The organism is Variovorax sp. ISS6 (assembly GCF_056523145.1).
Window position 1 is genome coordinate 6,001,574 of record NZ_JAWRZC010000001.1, and the last position, 16,249, is coordinate 6,017,822.

Consider the following 16,249-nt stretch of genomic DNA (forward strand, 5'->3'; position numbering starts at 1 on the left):
TTCCATCGCCGGACCGCACGCATGCCTGACTCTCGCAGTGAAGAAGTCTTCGACTACATCGTGGTGGGCGCCGGCTCGGCCGGCTGCGTGCTGGCCGCGCGCCTGAGCGAGGACCCGGCCACGCGCGTGCTGCTGCTCGAGGCCGGGCCGCGCGACAGCTCGCCGTGGATCCACCTGCCGATCGGCTACGGCAAGACCATGTGGAGCCCGGTCTACAACTGGCGCTTCGAGACCGATCCCGATCCCAACATGAACGGCCGCCGCATCTACTGGCCGCGCGGCAAGACGCTGGGCGGCTCGAGCTCGATCAACGGCCTGATCTACATCCGCGGCCAGCGCGAGGACTACGACCACTGGGCCGCGCTCGGCAACCCGGGCTGGGGCTACGACGAGGTGCTGCCCTACTTCGTGCGTTCCGAGGGCAACCAGCGCGGCGCGAGCCAGTTCCACGGCGGCGACGGGCCGCTCAAGGTGTCGGACATCGGCGCGCGGCACGAGCTGATCGAGGCTTTCATCGAAGGCGCCCGGCAGACCGGCGTACCGCGCACCGAGGACTTCAACGGCGCGGTGCAGGAAGGCGCGGGCTACTACCAGCTCACCACGCACCGCGGCCTGCGCTGCAGCACCGCCAAGGCCTACCTCGCGCCGGCGCGCCACCGCCCCAACCTGCGCATCGAGACCGAGGCGCTGGCCACCGGCCTCGTGTTCGAGGGCCGGCGCGCGGCCGGCGTGCGCTATCGGCAGGGCGGCGTGGAGAAGACCGCGCGCTGCCGCGCCGAGGTGCTGCTTTCCGCAGGCTCGATCCAGTCGCCGCAACTGCTGCAGCTCTCGGGCGTGGGCCCGCGCGCGCTGCTCGACCGCTTCGGCATCGCGCCGGTGCACGAACTGCCGGGCGTGGGCGAGAACCTGCAGGACCATCTGCAGATCCGTCTCGGCTACGAGTGCACCAAGCCCATCACCACCAACGACCAGCTCAACTCCTGGGTCGGCCAGCTCGGCCTGGGCCTCGAATGGCTGCTGCACCGCAGCGGCGCGCTCGCGATCGGCATCAACCAGGGCGGCTGCTTCATGCGCGCGCTCAAGGACGAGGCGGGCCGCCCCGTGGCCGCCACGCCCGACATCCAGTTCCACGTGGCCACGCTCTCGGCCGACATGGCCGGCGGCAAGGTGCATCCCTACTCGGGCTTCACCTTCTCGGTGTGCCAGCTGCGGCCCGAGTCGCGCGGCCACATCCGCATCCGCTCGACCGACGCCGCCGAGCCGCCCGAGATGCAGCCCAACTACCTCGCGACCGAACTCGACCGCGCCACCGCGGTGGCCGGCGTGAAGGCCGCGCGCGCCATCGCCGAGGCGCCCGCGATGCGCCCCTACGTCAAGCGCGAGGTGAAGCCCGGCGCGCAGGCCGCGAGCGATGCCGAGCTGCTCGAGTTCTGCCGCAACAACGGCGCCACCATCTTCCATCCCACCGGCACCTGCCGCATGGGGCACGACCCGCTCGCGGTGGTCGATGCGCGGCTGCGCGTGCACGGCATCGGCGGCCTGCGCGTGGTCGACTGCTCGGCCATGCCCACGCTGGTGTCGGGCAACACCAACGCCCCCGCGGTGATGATGGCCGAGAAGGCCGTCGACATGATCAGAGAGGACCACAGGGCGGCTTCGGCCGCGCACTAGCAGCAACGCATCCCGCACGGCCCGCCGAGAGCGAAGACCAAGAGGCCGCCACGACAACACTCATCGGAGACAACACATGAGCAGTGCACGCGACGACGAGAAAACGATTCGCAGGGTGGTGATTTCGGCGCTGGTGGGCGCCACCATCGAGTGGTACGACTTCTTCCTCTACGGGGTGGTGGCCGGCATCGTGTTCAACAAGCTCTACTTCCCGGGCAGCGACCCGGTGGTGGCGACCTTGCTGGCCTACACCACCTTCGCCGTGGGCTTCGTCACGCGGCCGCTGGGCGGCGTGATCTTCGGCCACTTCGGCGACAAGATCGGGCGCAAGAGCATGCTGATCATCACGCTGATGATCATGGGCGTGGCCACCTTCCTGATCGGCCTGGTGCCCACCTACGCGCAAATCGGCATCGCGGCGCCGCTGCTGCTGCTGGTGCTGCGCGTGGCGCAGGGCATCGGCCTGGGCGGCGAATGGGGCGGCGCGGTGCTCATGGCCTACGAATACGCACCGAAGGAGAAGCGCGGCTTCTATGCCTCGCTGCCGCAGATCGGGCTGGCCATCGGCCTGTGCCTGGCTTCAGGCGTGGTCGCGCTGCTGTCGTGGCTGCTGACCGACGAGCAGTTCATGGCCTGGGGCTGGCGCATCGCCTTCCTGATCTCGGGGCTGATGGTGGCGGTGGGCATGTACATCCGGCTGCACGTGAAGGAAACGCCCGAGTTCGCCGCGGTGAAGGCGCGCAACGCCGAGCTGCGCATCCCGTTCATGGACATGCTGCGCCGCTACCCGGGCAATGTGTTGAAGGGCATGGGCGCGCGCTACATCGACGGCGTGTTCTTCAACATCTTCGGCGTGTTCTCCATCGCCTACCTCACGGGCACGCTCAAGCTCGGGCGCACCGACGCACTGCTGGGCGTGATGGCCGCGGCCATCGTGATGTGCTTCGCCATCCCCTTCTTCGGCCGCATGTCGGACCGGCTCGGCCGGCCCCGGGTCTACATGTGGGGCTCGCTGATCACGGCGGTATCGGCCTTCCCGGGCTTCTGGCTGATGACGCACAGCGAGGGCAACGTGCTGCTGGTGTGGCTGTCGATCGTGATCCCCTTCGGCATCCTCTATGCCTCGGTCTACGGCCCCGAGGCCGCCCTGTTCTGCGACCTGTTCGACGCCAAGGTGCGCTACACCGGCATCTCCTTCGTCTACCAGTTCTCGGGCATCTTCGCCTCGGGCATCACGCCGATCATCGCCACCGCGCTGCTCAAGTCGGGCGGCGGCGAGCCGTGGCAGATCTGCCTGTACGTGCTGTTCGCGGGCGTGGTGTCGGCGCTGTGCGCCTGGATGATCGGGCGCAGTCCGTCGCCGGCGGATGCGCCGGTGGTGGCGCCCGCGCGCTGACGCGGCGCAGGACCACTACCTGCGCGCCGCCGCGACCCGCTCGATCGTGCCCAGCGGCATGAGCTCGCGCAGCGCCTCGCGCGCACCGGCCACCAGGGCCTCGTCGCACAGCTCGGGCCGCCCCGTGCCATAGGGTGGCTGCGGCGCGTATTCCATCAGCAGCTCCACCATGCGGCCCGTGGCCTCGCCGGCGATCTCGCCAACAACGCGCACGCCGAAGTCGATGCCGGCGGTCATGCCGCCGCCGGTCATGCGGTTGCGGTCGATCACGATGCGGCCGGGGCTCGGGATCGCGCCCAGCAGCGCGAGCCGGTCGCGCGCATGCCAGTAGCAGCCCGCACGGTAGCCGTCGAGCAGCCCGGCCGCCGCCAGCAGCAGCGAGCCGTTGCACACGCTGGTGATCCACGTCGAACGCGCGCCGATACGGGCGAGGAAGGCCTTGGTCTCCTCGTCCTCGAGCAGCGCGAACAGTGCCTTGGTGTTGCCCGGTACGAACAGCAGGTCAGGCGCCTCCCAGCAATCGTCGAAGCCATGCGTGGCGACGACGCTGACGCCGGCATCCGAGGGCAGCGCGCCGGTGCGCTTCCACGCGAGCTGCGACTCGAAGCCGGGGATGAAGGACAGCGCCTGCAGCGGACCCGCGAGGTCGATCAGGGTCATGCCCGGAAAGACCAGCGACAGCACCTTGAAGCTCATGACGGGATCCCCGCCAGCAGTTCGAGCACCTGGGCCGGGGTCTGCGCCACGCCGGTCGTGTTGCGCTGCTCGAACAGCGTGTACCAGCCCGAGGCTTCGACGCCCTGGCAAAAGCCCGCGACCGCCTCAGCGCTGTCCATCTCCCACACGGCCCAGAACGAGACGGCGGGATCCGCATGGTCGACGCCGCGGTCGGCCACGCCCCAGCCCAGCGTGCGGATGCCACCGGCCTTCATGGCCTCGATGGCGCCGAGCACGGCGTCGGCGAAGACCCGGCGCTCGGCCGGCGTGCGGGCGATCCAGGCCGGCCTGGGTGTCCATTGTTCGATGAAGAGATGCTTGCTGCTCATGGGATTCCTCGGGTTGGATGAAGGGGCCGGCCGACGATAGCCAGCGCAGCGCCGGCGGCACGACTGCCGGTGCACCGTGTCTTGCACCAGCGTGCACGGCGTGGGGCCGCACGGCCCCGCCTCGCTTGTGGGGCGCCGCCAGACCGGCTGTAATGCCCGGACCATGCACGCCCAGTCCTGTTCCACGCTCGACGTTCCCGCCGCCCAGCGGATGCGCTACTGGGAAAACGCGATCGCGCCCTACTTCGGCCGGCTGCGCGGCGACGACGATGCGGGCGGTCCGGACTTCGAGGCCCGCTGCGACATCTACGACGTCGGCGGCCTGGGCGCGGTGCGCATGCAGGTGCCGCTCTCGCGCGTGACGCGCGAGGCCCGCGATGCGCTCGACAGCGGCGGCGGCTATTTCAAGCTCTCGATGCAGATCGCCGGCGCCGCCGACGTGCACGCGGCCAACCGCACCGTGCACCTGGGGCCGGGCGACTGGATCATGCTCGACCAGCGCCTGCCCTACACCTGGGAATCGGCCGCGCCGGCCTCGCTGTTCGGACTGCAGATTCCGCGCGAACGCCTCGCGGCGCTGGGCCTGCCGTCCCTGGTGTGTTCCAGCGACGAGGCGCTGGCCGACAGCGGCATGGCACCGATCCTCGGCGGCCATCTGCGCACGCTGAACACGCAGCTCGCGCACGTGACCGGGGATGCCGCCCACCTGCTGGCCGAGGCCTCGATCGGCCTGCTCGCGACCACCCTGTCGAGCGGTCGCCCGCATGCGCGCGCGCCGGTCGATGCGCTGGCCGCCGTGCGCCTGCGCGCGGTGCAGTACGTGCGGCTGCATGCGAGCGAGGCCACGCTCTCGGTCGATGCGATCGCCCATGCCCTGCGCTGCTCGCGGCGCTACCTCTACAAGGCCTTCGACGGCAGCGACGCGAGCCCCGAGCGGCTGATCTGGCAGACCCGGCTCGAGCGCTGCCACGAGGCGCTGCGCGATGCGCGCAACCATGCGCGCCCGGTCTCGTCGATCGCCTTCGAGAACGGCTTCAACAGCGACGCCCACTTCGCGCGCATGTTCCGCGCGCGCTACGGCCAGTCGCCCGCGCGGCTGCGGCGCAGCCTGCGGGCGCAGGCTCAGGGCAGCCGCTCCTCGTAGGCCTCGGCCGGCCGGTCGTTGGGCGACTGGAAGGCCGCCTTGAGCGAATCGCTCAGCGGGATGTTGATGACGGCGTTGCGCGGCGGGATCGGCGCCATGAACCAGCGCGCATAGAGCTTCTCGAGCGCGCCCGAGGCCATCGCGCTCGCGAGGTAGCCGTCGACCGCGCGCTTGAAGGCCGGGTCGTCCTTGCGGATCATGATCGCGATCGGCTCGATGCCCAGCGGCTTGCCGACGATGCGGAAGTCCGCCGGGTTGCGCGCGTTCGAGATGTTGCCCGCGAGCGTGTTGTCGTCCATCGCGAAGGCATCGGCGCGGCCGCTCTCGAGCAGCAGGAAGCTCTCGGCATGGTCCTTGGCCAGCACGATGTTCAGCGCCATGCCCTTGTTGTCCTGCTCGAGCTTGCGCAGCCGCTGCACGAGCGTGGTGCCCACGGTCGTGACCACAGTCTTGCCCTTGAGCTGCTCCGCCGACTCGATGCCGCTGGCCGCGCGCACCGCGAAGCGCGCCTCGGTGATGTAGGTGGTGCTGCCGAAGGCCACCTGCTGCTGGCGCGCGGCATTGTTGGTGGTGGAGCCGCACTCGATGTCGACGGTGCCGTTCTGCAGCAGCGGCACGCGGTTCTGCGAGGTCACGACCATCGGCCGCACCGCCACGCCAGGCAGCAGCTTCGCGAGCATCTGCTCGCAGAGCTCGACGTGGTAGCCGACATAGCCGCCGCCCACCGCGTACGACAGCGGCGGCGAGGCTTCGCGCACGCCCATCACGAGGGTGCCGGCGGCCTTCGCCTTGGCGAGCGTGCCGCCGGGTTCCTGCGCGAGCGCGGCCAGCGCGGCGGTCGCGAGCAGCGCGCCCGCGAGCATCCGGTTCGGGGTCTTCATGGCGTCCTCCGGCGCGTCAGGCCGCGAGCGCCACCGGCGCGGGATGGGCGATCTCGTCCAGGCTCTCGCGCAGCGCGCGGTCGAGGATCTCGATGGCGCGGTCGATCTGCTCGTGCGCCACGTTGAGCGGCGGCGCGATGCGCCACACCGAGCCGCGCTCGGGCCGGCGCCGGATGTTCATGCTCAGGCCGAGCTCGAAGCACTTCTTCGTGGTGCGCGCGCCGAGCTCGTGATGGGGCAGCCGCGACTCGCGGTCCTGCACCAGCTCCACGCCGAGCAGCAGGCCCTCGCCGCGCACGTCGCCGATCGCCTCGTAGCGCCGCTGCAGCTCGAGCAGTTGCCCGCGCAGGTAGGCGCCGGTGGTGCGCGCGCGCTCGATCAGGCCTTCGCTGCGGATGGTGTCGAGCACCGCCAGGCCGACGGTGGCGGGCAGCGGGTCGGAAACATGGCTGGTGTAGAAGGTGAAGCCCTTCTCGTGCACGTCCTGCTCGATGCGCGGGCTGGTCGCCACGGCGGCCAGCGGCAGGCCGCCGCCCATGGTCTTCGACACCGACATGATGTCGGGCACCACGCCGTAGAAGTCGGAGGCCGTGCGATGGCCGATGCGGCCGAACGCGGTCTGGGCCTCGTCGAAGATCAAGAGCATGCCGCGCTCGTCGGCGGCGCGGCGCAGCGCCTGCATGTACGACCGGGGCGGCACCAGCACGCCGCCCGCGCTGATGATCGGCTCGATGATGATCGCGGCGCGCCGGCCGGTCGAGGCCATGTCGTACATCTTGAGGCCGAGCTCGAGGCAGGCCAGCGCCGATTCCTCGCCCGACATGCCGCGGATGTAGGGCCGGTAGGCGTTGGGCTCGGGCATCAGGTAGACGCCGGGCACGTGCACGCCGTAGCCCTTGCGGTCGCTCGCGAACGACACCGCGCTGGTGCCGCCGGTCACGCCGTGCCAGGAGCCGCCGACGGCCAGGATCTCGAAGCCGCCGGTGTACATCTTCGCCATGCGCAGCGCGACCTCGTTGCTCTCGGAACCGGTGTTCACGAACAGCGACTTGGTGAGCGGCGCGGGCATCCAGTCGGTGGCCATCTTCTGCGCCAGCTCGGCCACCACCTCGGGGATCATGCCGCTGAACAGGTGGAAGGCCTTCTCGCCGGCTTCGTGCACCGCGCGCACGATGGCCGGATGGTTGTGGCCGATGGTGGCGCACATCTGGCCCGAGGTGAAGTCGAGGATCTCGCGGCCCGTGTCGTCGACCACCACCGCGCCGCGGGCGCTGCGGAACAGGTTGGGGAAGGTGTCGCCGCCGTAGCGCACCATGTATTCCTTGGCGGCCGCGCGCAGTTGTTCGCTCATGTCCGAATCCTTTGCTGAAGTGGTGAGTGGATTCGCCAATGGTCGCGAGGCCCGCGCACGCGGTCCAATGTCGAGTTTGCATCCGGGCGCGATGCGCCGCACGCATCGCCCATGCACGCAACCGATGGGCACGCGGCTTGCAGAATGCGCCGCACGCAAAGGAACAGAGAGCAGAGGGCGCGATGGACACACGCTGGTTTCAGGATTTCGTCACCTTGGCCGAGGTGCAGAACTTCACGCGCGCGGCCGAGATGCGCAACGTCTCGCAGGCCGCGTTCAGCCGCCGCATCCAGGCGCTCGAGCAATGGCTGGGCGCCAAGCTGATCGATCGCGCGGCCTATCCCACGCGGCTCACGCCCGCGGGCGAGCGCTTCCGCAAGGTGGCCGCGGGCCTGCTCGACCAGATCGCCGATGCGCGCGCCGAGATCGGCGACGCGCCCGCGCGCAACCACGTGCGCATCGCCTCGACCTATGCGCTGGCCAGCACGCGGCTGCCGGGCTGGTGGGCGCGCTGGTCGGGCGCGGGCGACCTCAGTTGCAGCCTCGAGGTCGGCAACGTGCACGACACGCTGACGGCCTTCAGCGCGGGCTCGGCCGACGTGCTGATCGGCTTCCACCAGGCGGCGCATCCGCTGCAGCTCGATGCGGCGCGCTTCGAGCGTCGCGAGCTCGGCCTCGAGCGCGTGCGGCCCTACGTGTCGCGCGCGCTCGCCGCCTCGGAACGCTTCGCGCTGCCGGGCAGCGCGACCCATCCGCTGCCGCTGTTGATGTACTCGCCCAGCGGCTACTTCGCGCGCGTGGTCGCGACCGCGATCGAGCAGTCGGCGCAACCGCTGACCGGCTACCGGGCTTTCGAATCAGAGATGACCGACGTGCTCGGCGACCTCGCGCAGCAGGGCATGGGCATGGCCTGGTTGCCCGACAGCTCCTTCGTCGCGGACCGGCTCGGCGAGCTGGTGCCGGTGGGCGACGGCGCCTGGGACGTGGAGGTCGCGATCGTGGCCTGGCGCGCGCGGCTCAATGCGCGACCGGCGGTCGCGCGGCTGTGGGAGCGCATCGGCGCCGACGCGCTGCCCGCCTAGGACTCGGCCGGCATGCGCTCGGCGATCACCTCGCGCAACAGCGGCAAGGCCGGCGCCTCGCTGCGGCCGGCCAGGGTCACGAGGCCGAAGCGCGCGCGGCCCAGCGGCGGGTGCACCGGCAGTGCGACGAGGTCGGGCGCCACCGCGCGCACCGCGAGCAGGATCGCGTCGCTGTCGCGCGCGAGCTCGACCAGGTTCGACAGCTCCGAGCAGCGCAGGGTCACGCACTGGTCGGGATGCGCCTCGGGGCCGTAGGCATCGACCATCGCGCGCACCACGTCGCGGCCGAGCCCGGTGGAGGCGAGCGGATAGTCCTTGAGGCTCTGGAACGTCATCGGCCCGCGCTTGCGCGCGAGCGGATGGCCGCGCCGGCACATGAAGGCGCCGCCCATCTCCACCAGCGGCTCGACGCGCAGGTCGATGCTCGGCGTGACGGTGCGGAACTCCACCACCACCGCATCGAGCGCGCGCTGGCGCAACGCCTGCACCAGCCGGTCGGTGTCGCCGCGCAGGATGTCGATGCGCACCGGCGCGCCACGGTAGGCCATGCGCTGCAAGAGCGGCGTGGCCAGCAATGCGCCGGGCCCGGCGCCGAGCCCCACGCGCAGGTGGGCACCACCGCCGCCGCGCGCGCTGGCCACCAGTTCCTGCGCATCGCCGACCAGGTGGCGCGCGCGCTCGAGCATCTCGCGCCCGAAATGCGAGAGCTCGCTGCGCCGGCCCACGCGGTCGAACAGCGCGCGGCCGAGCACCTCCTCGAGCGCATGGATGCTGCGGCTCAGCGCGGGCTGCGTGATCGACAGCGCCTTGGCCGAGCGCGTGAAGGAGCCCGTTTCGGCCACCGACAGGAAGTGGCGCAACTGCACGAAGGTCATGGCATGGAGGGGCCTGTTCATGCATTGGAATTATGGCTGTGGATAGAACAATGCATTGGACGCCTGGCAAGCCATTGCCTAGATTCGCGGCCGGTCCCTTTCCAGAACAAGCAAACACACCTCACCCAGGAGACAGGTCCCTTCATGCATTCACTTCGCCAGCTTTCCCTCGCCGCCTGCCTCGCCTGCGCCGCCGTGCCCGCCGCCATGGCGCAAGGCGCCGCCCCCAACGCCCAGCGCATCGAGTCGCTCGCGCGCGAGGCCTATCCGCAGCTCGACACGCTCTACAAGGACATCCACGCTCATCCCGAACTCGGTTTCCAGGAGGTGCGCACGGCCGGCAAGCTGGCCGAGCAGATGCGCGCCCTCGGCTTCGAGGTGACCGAGCACGTGGGCCGCACCGGCGTGGTCGCGGTCTTGCGCAACGGCGCCGGCCCCACGGTGCTGGTGCGCACCGAGCTCGACGCGCTGCCGATGCAGGAGAAGACCGGCCTGCCCTACGCGAGCCAGGCCAAGGCCACCTGGCAGGGCCGCGAGACCTTCGTCGCCCACAGCTGCGGCCACGACGTGCACATGGCGAGCTGGGTCGGCACCGCGCGCACGCTGCTCGCGCTCAAGGACCAGTGGCAGGGCACGCTGGTGTTCGTCGCGCAGCCGGCCGAGGAGGCCAGCGGCGGCGCCAAGGGCATGCTGGCCGACGGGCTCTACAAGCGCTTCCCCAAGCCCGACGCCGCCTTCGCGCTGCACACCTCGCCCTCGTCGTACGGCTACGTCGGCTACCGCGCGGGGCCGATCACCTCGGCCTCCGACGGCTTCGAGATCGACTTCAAGGGCCGCGGCGGCCACGGCTCGGCGCCGCACCATGCGATCGACCCGATCGTGCAGGCGGCCCATTTCGTGACCGACGTGCAGACCGTGGTGAGCCGCGAGAAGGACCCGGCCGAGTTCGGCGTGGTGACGGTCGGCGCGATCCAGGCCGGCACCGCCGGCAACATCATTCCCGACTCGGCGCTGCTGCGCGGCACCATCCGCAGCTACAAGCCTCAGGTGCGCAAGCAGCTGATCGACGGCGTGCGCCGCACCGCGCTGGCCTCGGCCGCGATGGCGGGCGCGCCCGAGCCGGCCATCGGCCTCGACCCGGCGCGCGGCAACGCCGCGGTGATCAACGACCAGGCGCTCGCGCAGCGCACCGTGGCCGCGCTCAAGGCGCAGCTCGGCGACGCGAAGGTGGTGCAGGTGCCGCCGATCACCGCCAGCGAGGACTTCTCGGACTTCGCGGTGGAGGGCGTGCCCACCTTCTTCTTCTTCATCGGCGTGAACGATCCGAAGGAGGTCGCCAACTCGCAGAAGGAAGGCGGCAAGCCCCTGCCCTTCAACCACTCGCCGTTCTTCGCGCCGGTGCCCGAGCCCTCGATCACGACGGGCGTGCAGGCGATGACGGCGGCGGTGTTGAGCGCGCTGGCCGCGAAGCCTACTTCAACCGGTAGCTGAGCTTCTTGCCGCCACGCACCTGGGCATCGAGGCCCAGCCATTCGCCGTCGGCCACGGCATACCAGAGGTCGATCGGCTGCTCGGGCCCGCTGACGCGCCAGCGCCGGGCCGCCACGCCGCGGCCACGCACCTCGACGCGGCCCTCGTCGAGCGCGGCGATGCGCACCGGCTCGAGCTTGCCGGTCTGCGCATTGAGCAGCTGCTGCTGCGCGCGCATCGCGGGGTTCCAGTAGGCGAAGCTCATCACGCAGCCCGGCAGCGCGCTGCGCCCGCGCGGCGTGACGACCACCAGCGCGGGGCCGTCGCCCTCCGCCTCGCGCTCGGCGCGCACCTCGGAGCGGTCGCCGCCGTCGTTGGTGTCGGCATCGAGCCGGCGCAGGCAGTCGCCGCGCCAGTGCTCGACCGCCGAATGCCGGTAGCGGTAGACCGTGACGCCCAGCAGCTTGACCGCGAACGCGGCCTCGCTGCTCAGCCGGCGCTCGTCGCCCGCGGCCGTGAGCACGAAGCGGTGCTCGCCGATCGGCGCGTCGTCGAGCAGCACGCGGAAGTTCCATTCGCCCGTGGCGGGCGAGGCCACCGGCTGCGCGCCCGCCGCGAAGGCCAGCACGCACAGCAGCGCCAGGCCGGCATGGCGCACCCTCATTTCGGCGGCCGGCGCACCGGCCCCGGCACGAAGGCGTTGGTGCGCGCGATGTAGTCGCGGTAGGCCGGCCGCCGGTGGCCGATGTCGGCCTCGAGCAGGCGCACGCCCGACACGCGCAGCAGCAGCCAGGTCATGAGCAGCGGCGAGACCACGCTCCAGGCGCCGCCGAGGCCGGCCGCGCCCAGCGCCATCAGCCACAGTCCCCACCAGACGCAGGCCTCGCCGAAGTAGTTGGGATGGCGGCTGTAGCGCCACAGGCCGCGGTCCATCACCTGGCCGCGCTGCGAGGGGTCGGCCTTGAAGCGCGACATCTGGGCATCGGCGATGGCCTCGAAGCCGATGCCGAAGGCCGCCAGCGCGCCGCCCGCGATGTCGAGCCAGCCCAGCGGCCGCGCGCCCGCCATGCCGACGAACAGCGGCGCCGAGACGATCCAGGCCAGCACCGCCTGCAGCCCGAACACCAGGTACAGGCTCTTGAGGCCGAAGCCCGGCTGGTTGCGCGCGCGGATCGCCTGGTAGCGCCGGTCCTCGCCGTGGCCCCAGTTGCGCGCGGCCACATAGAGCGCCAGCCGCAGCCCCCACAGCAGCGCGAGCACGGCCATGGCCAGGCCGCGCGGCTCGTGCAGCGGCGCGTTCGGCAGCAGCACCAGGTAGACCAGGCCCGCGCCCGCGATCAGCACCGGCCAGAAGCGGTCGATCAGGCTTGCGTCGCGCCGCGCCAGGCTCTCGAGCCAGACCACCAGCGCGACCGCGGCGGTGAAGGCGAGGCCGGCGAAGGCGGCTTCCGGGGCGCTGAATCTCATCGGTCCGGCTTCAGGCGCGCCGCTCGAACAGGTAGTGGCTGACCCACCAGCGCTGCCCGTGCTCGTAGCCGAACAGCTCGGCCACCGACATGAAGAACAGGCGCCAGCGCGTCCACCAGACGTTGGCCTGGTCGCCGTAGGTGGCCTGGAACAGCGGGCGCAGCGCCTCGCGGCGCTGGTCCATGTTGCGCAGCCAGGCCTCGGCGGTGCGCTGGTAGTGGCGGCCTTCCCAGCGCCAGCGGCGCAGCAGCCGCAAATCGTCCTGGCAGTGCAGCGCGAGGTCGTCGCTGGGCATCATGCCGCCCGAGAAGAAGTGCTCGCTCATCCAGTCGCTGGCGTCGCGCACCTCGAAGGGATAGGGCGCCTCGCGGTGCACGAACACGTGCATGAAGAAGCGCCCGCCGGGCCGCAGCCAGCGCGCCACGTTGGCGAAGGCCTGCGGCCAGTTGCGCAGGTGCTCGAACATCTCGACCGAGACCACGCGGTCGAAGCGCTCCTCGGTGTCGAACACGTTGATGTCGCGCGTGAGCACCCGCACATTGGCCAGCCCGCGCCGCGCGGCCTCGGCCTCGATGTATTCGCGCTGCGAGGCCGAGTTCGACAGCGCCGTGATCCGGCTGCCCGGGTAGTGCGCGGCCATCCACAGCGTGAGCGAGCCCCAGCCGCAGCCCAGCTCGAGGATGTCCTGCCCGTTGTCCAGCCCGGCGCGCTCGCAGGTGCTCGCCAGCGCGGCCGATTCGGCCTCCTCGAGCGTGCGCGTGCCCTCGGGCCAGTAGCAGCTGCTGTACTTGCGGTGGTTGCCGAGCACCTGGCCGAAGAAGGCGGCCGGCACCTCGTAGTGCTGGGCGTTGGCCTTCTCGGGCAGCGGCGCCAGGCTGGCCGAGCGCATGCGGCCAACGAAATCCTGGGTCAGCTCGGCCACGGCCGGGGTGTTGCCGGCATACAACTCCGACAGCCGGTCCTTGAGCAGGCGCCGGATGCCGCGGCGCACCACGGTATCGGGCACCAGGCCCTTCTCGACCCAGCGGATGGCGAACGCGATGTCCTGCGGCATGGCTTCTTCTTCCTTCTCGTGCGTGTTGGCGGGCCCCGCCGTCCGGGACCGATCACCCCCTGTACGCAGCCGGCGGCGATCCGGATGCAACCGGATGCATCCGGCGGGCGCAAACCAAAGTTGCGCCATGCCCCTGCGCCGGCGCGGGCCTCTGGCCGAACTGGAACAATGCGCCCACTCTCATGGACGGACTCGATCTCATCAAGACATTTCGCGAAGTCGCGTTCCGGCGCAGCTTCTCGCGCGCGGCCCTGTCGCTGGGCATGTCGAAGGCCACCGTCAGCCGCTACGTGGCCGAACTGGAGGAGCGCAGCGGCGTGCGGCTGCTCAACCGCTCCACCCGCTCGCTGAGCCTGACCGACGCCGGCGAGGTGCTGCTCGAGCGCAGCACCCAGCTGGTCGACATGGCCGAGAACACCCTCAACGACCTGCAGGCCCACGGCGCCCACCCGCGCGGCCGGCTGCGCATGAGCGCGCCGCACGGGCTGATCGCCGGCTGGCTCTCGGACGTGATCGCCGAATTCATCAAGCGCTACCCCGACGTCTACGTCAGCCTGGTCTTCACCAACAGCGCGGTCGACCTGATCGGCGAGGGCATCGATATCCACCTGACCGGCGGGCGCATCGACGACATGAACCTGATCGTGCGGCGGCTGGTGCAGTTCGACATGGTGGTCTGCGCCACCCCGGCCTACTGGGCGCTGCGCGGCATGCCGCGCGTGCCGGCCGACCTGAGCCGGCACGACGTGCTCAGCTATTCGGCCGCCCCCACCACCCACCTGCCCTTCGAGACCGAAGGCGAGGCCTACGAGGTGCCGGTGCACAGCCGCATGGAGGCCAACGACGCGGTCGCGCTGATCGAGCTGGCGCTGCGCAGCGTGGGCGTGGCCTACGTGCCCGAGCCGCTGGCCCAGTCGCACCTGGAGCGCGGCGCGCTGGTGCCGGTGCTGCGCGAGCACATGCCGCACGACCACTGGCTCTATGCCGCCTATTCGCAGCGGCGCCACAACAGCGCGGCGATGCGCGCGATGCTCGACTTCCTCGAGCAGTCGATGGGACCCGACGGCGGGTTGCCCTCGCCGATGCCGCCGGCGGTGCCGGTCTCGCCGCCCGCCGCGCCTTCCGCTACATGCGCCCTTTCCAGGGAACCAGGCGCCGCTCGAGCCAGCGCATCAGCAGGTCGAACAGATACGCCACCACCCCGATGACCACGATCCCCATGATCACGATGTCGGTACGCAGGAAGTTCGACGCGTTGAGCACCATCTGACCCAGCCCCATGTTGGCCGCCACCATCTCGGCGGCCACCAGCGTGGTCCAGCCGAAGCCGATCGCGATGCGCATGCCGACCAGGATGTCGGGCAGCGCCGAGGGCAGGATCACGTGGCGGATCACCTGCAGGTAGCTCGCGCCCATCGAGTAGGCCGCGTTGATCTGCTCCTGCGAGGCGCTGCGCATGCCCGAGCGCGCGGCCAGCGCCAGCGGCGCGAAGCAGCTCAGGAAGATCAGCAGCACCTTGGGCAGCTCGTCGATGCCGAACCAGATGATGATCAGCGGCAGGTAGGCCAGCGGCGGCAACGGCCGGTAGAACTCCAGCGGCGGATCGAAGATGCCGCGCCAGAAGCGGCTCATGCCCATCGCGATGCCCACGGGGATGGCCGTGACGCAGGCCAGCAGGAAGGCCGAGAACACGCGGAACATGCTCGCGAGGAAGTGCTGCCACAGCGGCTTGTCGTTGGCCTGGCCGGTCAGGTATTCGTAGAACTGCTGGAACACCGCCTGCGGCGTTGGCAGGAACAGCGGCTTGACCCAGCCCATGTTGGTGACCAGGAACCACAGCGCGATCAGCGTCAGCACCGTGACCACGCTGATCGTGAAGCTCGAGCCCTCGCCCGGCACCTTGAAGGCGCTGGTCTTGAGCTTGGCGCCGGGCGCGGGCGGCGGGACGGCGGTGGGCTTGGTGGGAGGCGTCATGGGAACCGGCGATGCGATGCTGGCCTCAGGCATGGGCGGCCTCGCGGTGGTGGATGATGGAGAGCACTTCCTCGCGCATGCGGATGAACTCGGGCTCGGACTTCACCTTGCGCGAATCGCCGTGCGAGAGGTACTGGCGCGAGAACGGCACCTCGTCGTAGACGTGCGAGATGCGCCCCGGGCTCGGGCTCATCACGATCAGCCGGGTGGCGAGGAACAGCGCCTCCTCCACCGAGTGGGTGATGAAGAACACCATCTTGTTCGAGGTCGACCAGGCCTGCAGCAGGATCTCCTGCACCTGCTCGCGCGTGAAGGCGTCGAGCGCGCCCATCGGCTCGTCCATCAGCAGCACGGCCGGATCGCTGGCCAGCGCGCGCGCGATGCCCACGCGCTGCTGCATGCCGCCCGAGAGCTCGTACACCGCGCGGTCGGCGTACTTCTGCAGCCCGACCAGCGCGAGTTTTTCTTCCGCCACGCGGTCGCGCGTGGCGCGGTCGACGCCCGCGAGCCTCAAGCCCAGCGCCACGTTGTCGCGCACATTGAGCCAGGGCATCAGCGCATGCTTCTGGAACACCACGCCGCGGTCGGCGCCCGGGCCGGCCACGGGTTGGCCGTCGAGCAGGATCTCGCCGGTGGACGGCGGCAGGAAGCCGGCGATGCAGTTCAAGAGCGTGGTCTTGCCGCAGCCCGAGGCGCCGAGCGCGACCACGAAGTCGCCGTCGTGCATGCGCAGGTTGACCGGCGCGAGCGCCTGCAGGGTGCCGCCCTTGACGGCGTAGTTGACCGTGAGGTCGCGGATGTCGAGCGTGGGCATGGGCTTTTTTGTTTACCGGGCCGC

16 protein-coding genes are annotated in these 16,249 nt (G+C 70.7%); 6 read left to right on the forward strand and 10 right to left on the reverse strand.

What is annotated here, in order from left to right:
* The first annotated feature begins 21 nt into the window (after positions 1-21).
* Positions 22-1,671: a GMC family oxidoreductase gene (locus tag AC1HIL_RS27630; RefSeq protein WP_261217514.1), complete on the forward strand. Its 1,650-nt coding sequence runs from the start codon at positions 22-24 to the stop codon at positions 1,669-1,671.
* A 76-nt stretch (positions 1,672-1,747) separates the two neighbouring features.
* The gene (locus AC1HIL_RS27635; RefSeq protein WP_057594990.1) at positions 1,748-3,067 is read left to right on the forward strand and encodes an MFS transporter; all 1,320 of its coding nucleotides are present in this window, start codon (positions 1,748-1,750) and stop codon (positions 3,065-3,067) included.
* A 15-nt stretch (positions 3,068-3,082) separates the two neighbouring features.
* Here AC1HIL_RS27635 and AC1HIL_RS27640 read toward each other — a convergent pair whose 3' ends face one another.
* Together AC1HIL_RS27640 and AC1HIL_RS27645 are read right to left on the reverse strand one after the other, a co-directional pair.
* Positions 3,083-3,763, reverse strand: coding sequence for a DJ-1/PfpI family protein (locus AC1HIL_RS27640; RefSeq protein WP_479670516.1), 681 nt, complete (start codon positions 3,761-3,763; stop codon positions 3,083-3,085).
* Positions 3,760-4,113, reverse strand: coding sequence for a DUF6616 family protein (locus tag AC1HIL_RS27645; RefSeq protein WP_296738273.1), 354 nt, complete (start codon positions 4,111-4,113; stop codon positions 3,760-3,762). Before AC1HIL_RS27645 ends, AC1HIL_RS27640 begins: the two co-directional genes overlap by 4 nt.
* 163 nt (positions 4,114-4,276) lie before the next feature.
* Here AC1HIL_RS27645 and AC1HIL_RS27650 point away from each other — a divergent pair, with 163 nt between their 5' ends.
* Entirely contained in the window at positions 4,277-5,257 is a 981-nt protein-coding gene (locus tag AC1HIL_RS27650) for an AraC-like ligand-binding domain-containing protein (RefSeq protein WP_296738271.1), read from the forward strand.
* On the opposite strand, the gene AC1HIL_RS27655 is transcribed toward AC1HIL_RS27650, so the two are convergent.
* Together AC1HIL_RS27655 and AC1HIL_RS27660 are read right to left on the reverse strand one after the other, a co-directional pair.
* Positions 5,236-6,138, reverse strand: a complete 903-nt coding sequence (locus AC1HIL_RS27655) for a transporter substrate-binding domain-containing protein (protein ID WP_413762722.1) — start codon at positions 6,136-6,138, stop codon at positions 5,236-5,238. The genes AC1HIL_RS27650 and AC1HIL_RS27655 overlap by 22 nt on opposite strands.
* A gap of 16 nt (positions 6,139-6,154) precedes the next feature.
* Positions 6,155-7,489 (reverse strand): aspartate aminotransferase family protein, encoded by a 1,335-nt coding sequence (locus tag AC1HIL_RS27660; protein WP_479670517.1) that lies wholly within the window; start codon positions 7,487-7,489, stop codon positions 6,155-6,157.
* 182 nt (positions 7,490-7,671) lie between these two features.
* Here AC1HIL_RS27660 and AC1HIL_RS27665 point away from each other — a divergent pair, with 182 nt between their 5' ends.
* A complete protein-coding gene (locus AC1HIL_RS27665) occupies positions 7,672-8,571 on the forward strand; it encodes a LysR family transcriptional regulator (protein ID WP_479670518.1) in 900 nt (299 codons plus the stop codon).
* Here the strand turns inward: AC1HIL_RS27665 and AC1HIL_RS27670 are convergent.
* Positions 8,568-9,467 carry a LysR family transcriptional regulator gene (locus AC1HIL_RS27670; protein ID WP_479670519.1) on the reverse strand — a complete coding sequence of 300 codons (900 nt, stop codon included), beginning with the start codon at positions 9,465-9,467 and terminating at the stop codon, positions 8,568-8,570. The genes AC1HIL_RS27665 and AC1HIL_RS27670 overlap by 4 nt on opposite strands.
* Positions 9,468-9,590: 123 nt before the next feature.
* Here AC1HIL_RS27670 and AC1HIL_RS27675 point away from each other — a divergent pair, with 123 nt between their 5' ends.
* A complete protein-coding gene (locus AC1HIL_RS27675; protein WP_479670520.1) occupies positions 9,591-10,937 on the forward strand; it encodes an amidohydrolase in 1,347 nt (448 codons plus the stop codon).
* Here the strand turns inward: AC1HIL_RS27675 and AC1HIL_RS27680 are convergent.
* Genes AC1HIL_RS27680 through AC1HIL_RS27690 form a run of 3 tightly spaced genes read right to left on the reverse strand, consistent with a single transcriptional unit; the run spans position 10,918 to position 13,437 of the window.
* Positions 10,918-11,580: a DUF6134 family protein gene (locus AC1HIL_RS27680; protein ID WP_479670521.1), complete on the reverse strand. Its 663-nt coding sequence runs from the start codon at positions 11,578-11,580 to the stop codon at positions 10,918-10,920. The two genes, AC1HIL_RS27675 and AC1HIL_RS27680, sit on opposite strands and share 20 nt — an antisense overlap.
* Complete coding sequence (locus tag AC1HIL_RS27685) at positions 11,577-12,383, reverse strand: DUF1295 domain-containing protein (protein ID WP_261217528.1); 807 nt, start codon at positions 12,381-12,383, stop codon at positions 11,577-11,579. The genes AC1HIL_RS27680 and AC1HIL_RS27685 overlap by 4 nt, the downstream gene beginning before the upstream one ends.
* Before the next feature lie 10 nt (positions 12,384-12,393).
* On the reverse strand, positions 12,394-13,437 hold the full coding sequence (locus tag AC1HIL_RS27690; protein ID WP_057595005.1) for an SAM-dependent methyltransferase: 1,044 nt from the start codon (positions 13,435-13,437) through the stop codon (positions 12,394-12,396).
* Between the two features lie 182 nt (positions 13,438-13,619).
* Between AC1HIL_RS27690 and AC1HIL_RS27695 the strand changes: the two genes are divergently transcribed.
* Positions 13,620-14,645, forward strand: a complete 1,026-nt coding sequence (locus AC1HIL_RS27695) for a LysR family transcriptional regulator (protein ID WP_057595006.1) — start codon at positions 13,620-13,622, stop codon at positions 14,643-14,645.
* On the opposite strand, the gene AC1HIL_RS27700 is transcribed toward AC1HIL_RS27695, so the two are convergent.
* On the reverse strand, positions 14,563-15,444 hold the full coding sequence (locus AC1HIL_RS27700; protein ID WP_057595007.1) for an ABC transporter permease subunit: 882 nt from the start codon (positions 15,442-15,444) through the stop codon (positions 14,563-14,565). The two genes, AC1HIL_RS27695 and AC1HIL_RS27700, sit on opposite strands and share 83 nt — an antisense overlap.
* Positions 15,437-16,225, reverse strand: coding sequence for a taurine ABC transporter ATP-binding protein (locus tag AC1HIL_RS27705; RefSeq protein ID WP_057595008.1), 789 nt, complete (start codon positions 16,223-16,225; stop codon positions 15,437-15,439). The genes AC1HIL_RS27700 and AC1HIL_RS27705 overlap by 8 nt, the downstream gene beginning before the upstream one ends.
* Positions 16,226-16,249: the final 24 nt, after the last annotated feature.